Origin of the sequence: Streptomyces niveiscabiei, from assembly GCF_001419795.1 — a bacterium.
GTDB lineage: Bacteria > Actinomycetota > Actinomycetes > Streptomycetales > Streptomycetaceae > Streptomyces > Streptomyces niveiscabiei.
Genome location: NZ_LIRL01000479.1, coordinates 501 through 4174 on the forward strand (window position 1 = coordinate 501; position 3674 = coordinate 4174).

At 70.7% G+C, this 3674-nt stretch carries 4 protein-coding genes and 1 pseudogene; 2 read left to right on the top strand and 3 right to left on the bottom strand.

Annotated elements, in window-relative coordinates; translation table 11 throughout:
• Together AOK24_RS23015 and AOK24_RS23020 are read right to left on the bottom strand one after the other, a co-directional pair.
• Nucleotides 1–376, bottom strand: a pseudogene (locus AOK24_RS23015) (hypothetical protein); the annotation flags it as partial.
• Nucleotides 369–1349, bottom strand: coding sequence for an LLM class flavin-dependent oxidoreductase (locus AOK24_RS23020; protein ID WP_109364155.1), 981 nt, complete (start codon nucleotides 1347–1349; stop codon nucleotides 369–371). The pseudogene AOK24_RS23015 and the gene AOK24_RS23020, both read right to left, overlap by 8 nt.
• A 225-nt stretch (nucleotides 1350–1574) precedes the next feature.
• Between AOK24_RS23020 and AOK24_RS23025 the strand changes: the two genes are divergently transcribed.
• Together AOK24_RS23025 and AOK24_RS23030 are read left to right on the top strand one after the other, a co-directional pair.
• Nucleotides 1575–2327, top strand: a complete 753-nt coding sequence (locus AOK24_RS23025; RefSeq protein WP_055721966.1) for a hypothetical protein — start codon at nucleotides 1575–1577, stop codon at nucleotides 2325–2327.
• A gap of 75 nt (nucleotides 2328–2402) precedes the next feature.
• Complete coding sequence (locus tag AOK24_RS23030; protein WP_055721967.1) at nucleotides 2403–3275, top strand: AraC family transcriptional regulator; 873 nt, start codon at nucleotides 2403–2405, stop codon at nucleotides 3273–3275.
• Nucleotides 3276–3317: 42 nt separating this feature from the next.
• Here AOK24_RS23030 and AOK24_RS23035 read toward each other — a convergent pair.
• The coding region (locus AOK24_RS23035) for a nuclear transport factor 2 family protein (protein WP_167376854.1) at nucleotides 3318–3674 on the bottom strand (357 nt) is incomplete at its 5' end.

A 3674-nucleotide genomic window follows, 5' to 3' on the forward strand; every position in this document is an offset into this window, starting at 1 on the left:
CCCGCGCCGCGTCGGCGTCCGCGAGGAACAGCTCGAAGTCCGTGTCGCCGGACATCCGCACGAGCGTCGTCCCGAGCAGCGACATGTACGGGCTGACCCCGTAGTCCTGGATCTGGAGGAACAGCACGTCGTCGACCGACGCGTCCCCCTCGGAGCCGCTCAGCGAACCCTCGTACCCGACGATCGTGGCACCGCTGCGGTGCTCCGCCCCCGGCGCGAGGACCAGCGTCCCCGGGCCGACGACGTCGGAGCCGAGCAGCGCGTCCAGACCGGCCGCGTCTTCGAGGACGACGGTGGCGGCGTCGCCGCCCAGCGGGCGCCCGGTGACCCAGGACCGCAGATGGTGGCCCACCCGGGCGATCAGTTCCTCATTCACCGGAGTCCCTCCGATCCGCGCCGACGGCGGCCAGGATCTTCTTCATGTCGTCCATTGCCGCACCGGCCCCGTAGAGCCGGCACACGCCCGTCAGGTTCAGCACGATTTCATCGACCCCGGCGTCCCGATACTCGTCCAGCTGCTTCACGACCTGGTCGATATTCCCGTGGACGAACGCCCCGGAATCCGCCATGAGCCGCCCGGCCGATTTCGCATCGCGTTCGGCGAAGTCGATTCCAGCTTTCCCCAACATGTCAATATAGTGCGGCGCCTGCATATGCGCTGAATTGCTCGCCAGCACGAATTCCGAGACGTCCCGGTCGGGCCTTTCCAGCGCCACCGGCACCATCGCGGTGATCCGCGGCGCGGCCCGGCCCGCCAGGCTCGCCCCCTCCCGCAGCGCGGGGCGGACGACGCCGTCGAGGTAGGCGGCGGGCGTCAGCCAGGTGATCGCCACGTCCGCGACCTCGCCCGCGAGGCGGGCCATGCCGGGGCGCAGCACCCCGAGCCCGAGGCGCACCGGCGCGGACATCGCCGGCCCCATCCCCGCGTGGCAGGTGTAGAACTCACCGTCGAAATCGACCGGTTCCCCGCTGAGCAGCCCCCTGACCACGGTCATGTACTCACGGACCGCCCCGAGCTGACTCCGGTACGGGGCACCCAGCAGGCTCTGCTGAAACGTCTTCGCCCCCGGCCCGAACCCCGCCACGACCTCTTCCCCGGTCGCCATCGCCAAGGTCTTCACCTTGTGCGCGGCCTCGAAGGGATGCCGCAGCGGCATCAGCGTGACCCCGAGGCCCGTCGGCACCCGGAACCCTGCGCCGGCAACCGCCGAGAAACTCTGGAAAGGCTCCATCAGAAGGCTCTGCCCCTGCCAGAGCCTGGCGGCTCCGGTCCATTCCACGAGCGCCGCGAAAGGCAGAACCTGTTCCGTCCGGCGCGGCAGAAAGGGCACCAATATCGAGTAGTCCACGCTTCCCCCCTACCGCGAATTCCGACTTCGGCTGCTGACGTCGTGAATATTTCCAGAGCGATCTGTGGCCGCGCAATGGCTTTCGCTGCAACTTGGTGCAGGAATCCCTTGCAGAAAACTGCCGGACCCCGGCAGCCCGCCGCCCGCGCACACTGCCGACCCCTCACCTCACCCCCGCCCGTCCCCGCCGCCGATGATGAGGCGGGACGAGGAGGGCGGGTACGCATGCCGGTGACCGGAACGGCCTGGGGCAAGGCCACAAGGGAGTTCAGCGCGGGGCGTGCCCGGGTGAGGGGAGCCCTCCTCGTCCTGCTGGCGGGGGTGCCGGCGGCCGTCGCCTGGGTGGTGTTCGCGGTGTGGATGCCGTCGACGGCCGAGGAGTACGACGCGTACCGCGCGACGGGCGTGTGCGACGGCCCGCTCCGGGCGGGGGAGGACTGCCTGCGGGACGTCCCCATGAAGGTCGACGAGGTCGAGCGGCATTTCAGAAACCGCGGCAGGGACCTGACGGCGACGACGACCGAGGCCCCGTTCTGGACGTACCGCACCTCCTTCGGCGGTGACGGCCCCCTCGCGGACGAGCTGCGCGAGGGCGACGCGTTCACCGGGACGACCTGGCGGGACCAGCTCGTCGGGATCGCGAAGGGCGAGGTCCGGCAGCACACCTCGAACGAGCCCCGCGACGAACCCCAGCCGCAGGCGGCGATCGGCACGTACGGCGTCCTCCTAGCCGGGTTCCTTCTCGCCCTCGGCGCGGTCCGTCTCGTACGGCCCCGCAAGCACGCCCGTTTCCTGCCGCCGCCGTACACGCGGCGTCTCGCCCTCGGCGTGGGTGCGGTGGCGGGCGGCGTGGGGATGGTCGGGGCCTGGACCGGTATGCCGTGGTGGCTGGCCCCGCCGCTGATCGTGCTGGTGTCGGCGCCGGTGGTGCACCTGATCCTGAACTGGACCGACGAGCCCAAGCTGGACCTGACCTGACCGGGCACGGATTGTCGGGTCCCGGCCCCTGTCCCCTTCCTAACGTGGACCCCGTAACCAGGAAGGACACCGGACATGCTGGAGCACCTCAACCGGGCGATGGACCACATCGAGGCCCGCCTCGACCAGGACCTCGACGCCGCCGACCTCGCGAGGATCGCCATGACCTCCGAGTACCACCTGCGCCGCCTGTTCTCGGCCCTCGCCGGCATGCCCCTCTCGGAGTACATCCGGCGCAGGCGGCTCACGCTGGCCGGCGCGGAGGTGCTCTCGGGCGAGCGGACGCTCCTCGACATCGCGACGACGTACGGCTACGGCTCGGGCGAAGCCTTCGCGCGGGCGTTCCGTGCCCTGCACGGCGTGGGTCCGGGCGAGGCCCGGCGTACGGGTGCGGCGCTGTGTTCCCAGCCCCGGCTGTCCTTCCGGCTCGTCGTCGAAGGGAACAGCAGCATGCGATACCGGATCGTGGAGAAGGGGGAGTTCCGTGTGGTGGGCAAGAAGGCGCGGGTGCCGCTCGTGCACGAGGGCGTCAACCCGGCCATCGCCGACTTCATCCGGGGGATCGGGGCGGAGACGATGGCCCGCGTCGGGGAGTTGTCCGACGAGGAGCCGTACGGCGTCGTAGGCGTCAGCGACCAGCTCGACCCGAGCCGGGCGGAGGGCACCGAACTCGACTACTACCACGGCGTGTTGACGTCGCCGGAGAAGGAACTCCCCGACGACCTGGACGTCCTCACGGTCCCCGCCGGGACCTGGGCGGTGTTCGAGAACTCGGGGGAGTTCCCGCTGGCGTTGCAGTACCTGTGGCGTGACGTGTTCACGCAGTGGTTCCCGTCGAACCCGTACGAGAGCCGGCCGGGGCCGGAGATCCTGCGGGTCGCGCTGCGGGAGGCGGGCGCGGAGGCGGACGCGGCGCTGTGGATCCCGGTGACGAAGTCGGGGGCGTAAGGAAAGGGGGGCGGGCCCGGATCGAAGGGCCCGCCCCCTCCGTCAGAACATCGACTCCACGTCCGCCAACGCCTCCGGCACCGACTGCACGACATCCCAGTGCTCGACGACCTTCCCGCCCAGCACCCGGAAGATGTCCACAACAGCCACGCCCCGATCGTCCGCCCCGGTCCGGAAGTGATGGTGGACGGCCACCAGATCCCCCTCCGCCACCACCCGCGCGACGTTCATCCGCAGCTCGGGGTACGCCGCGAACGCCCCCGCGAGCCGCGCCTTGGACGCCGCGATCCCGTCGGCGAGCCCGGGCGTGTGCTGGTGGTACGGCTCGGCGACGTACCGGTCGAACGCGGACAGGTCCCGCTCGTACGCGACCTCCTCGAAGAAGTCGAGGGCGACCTG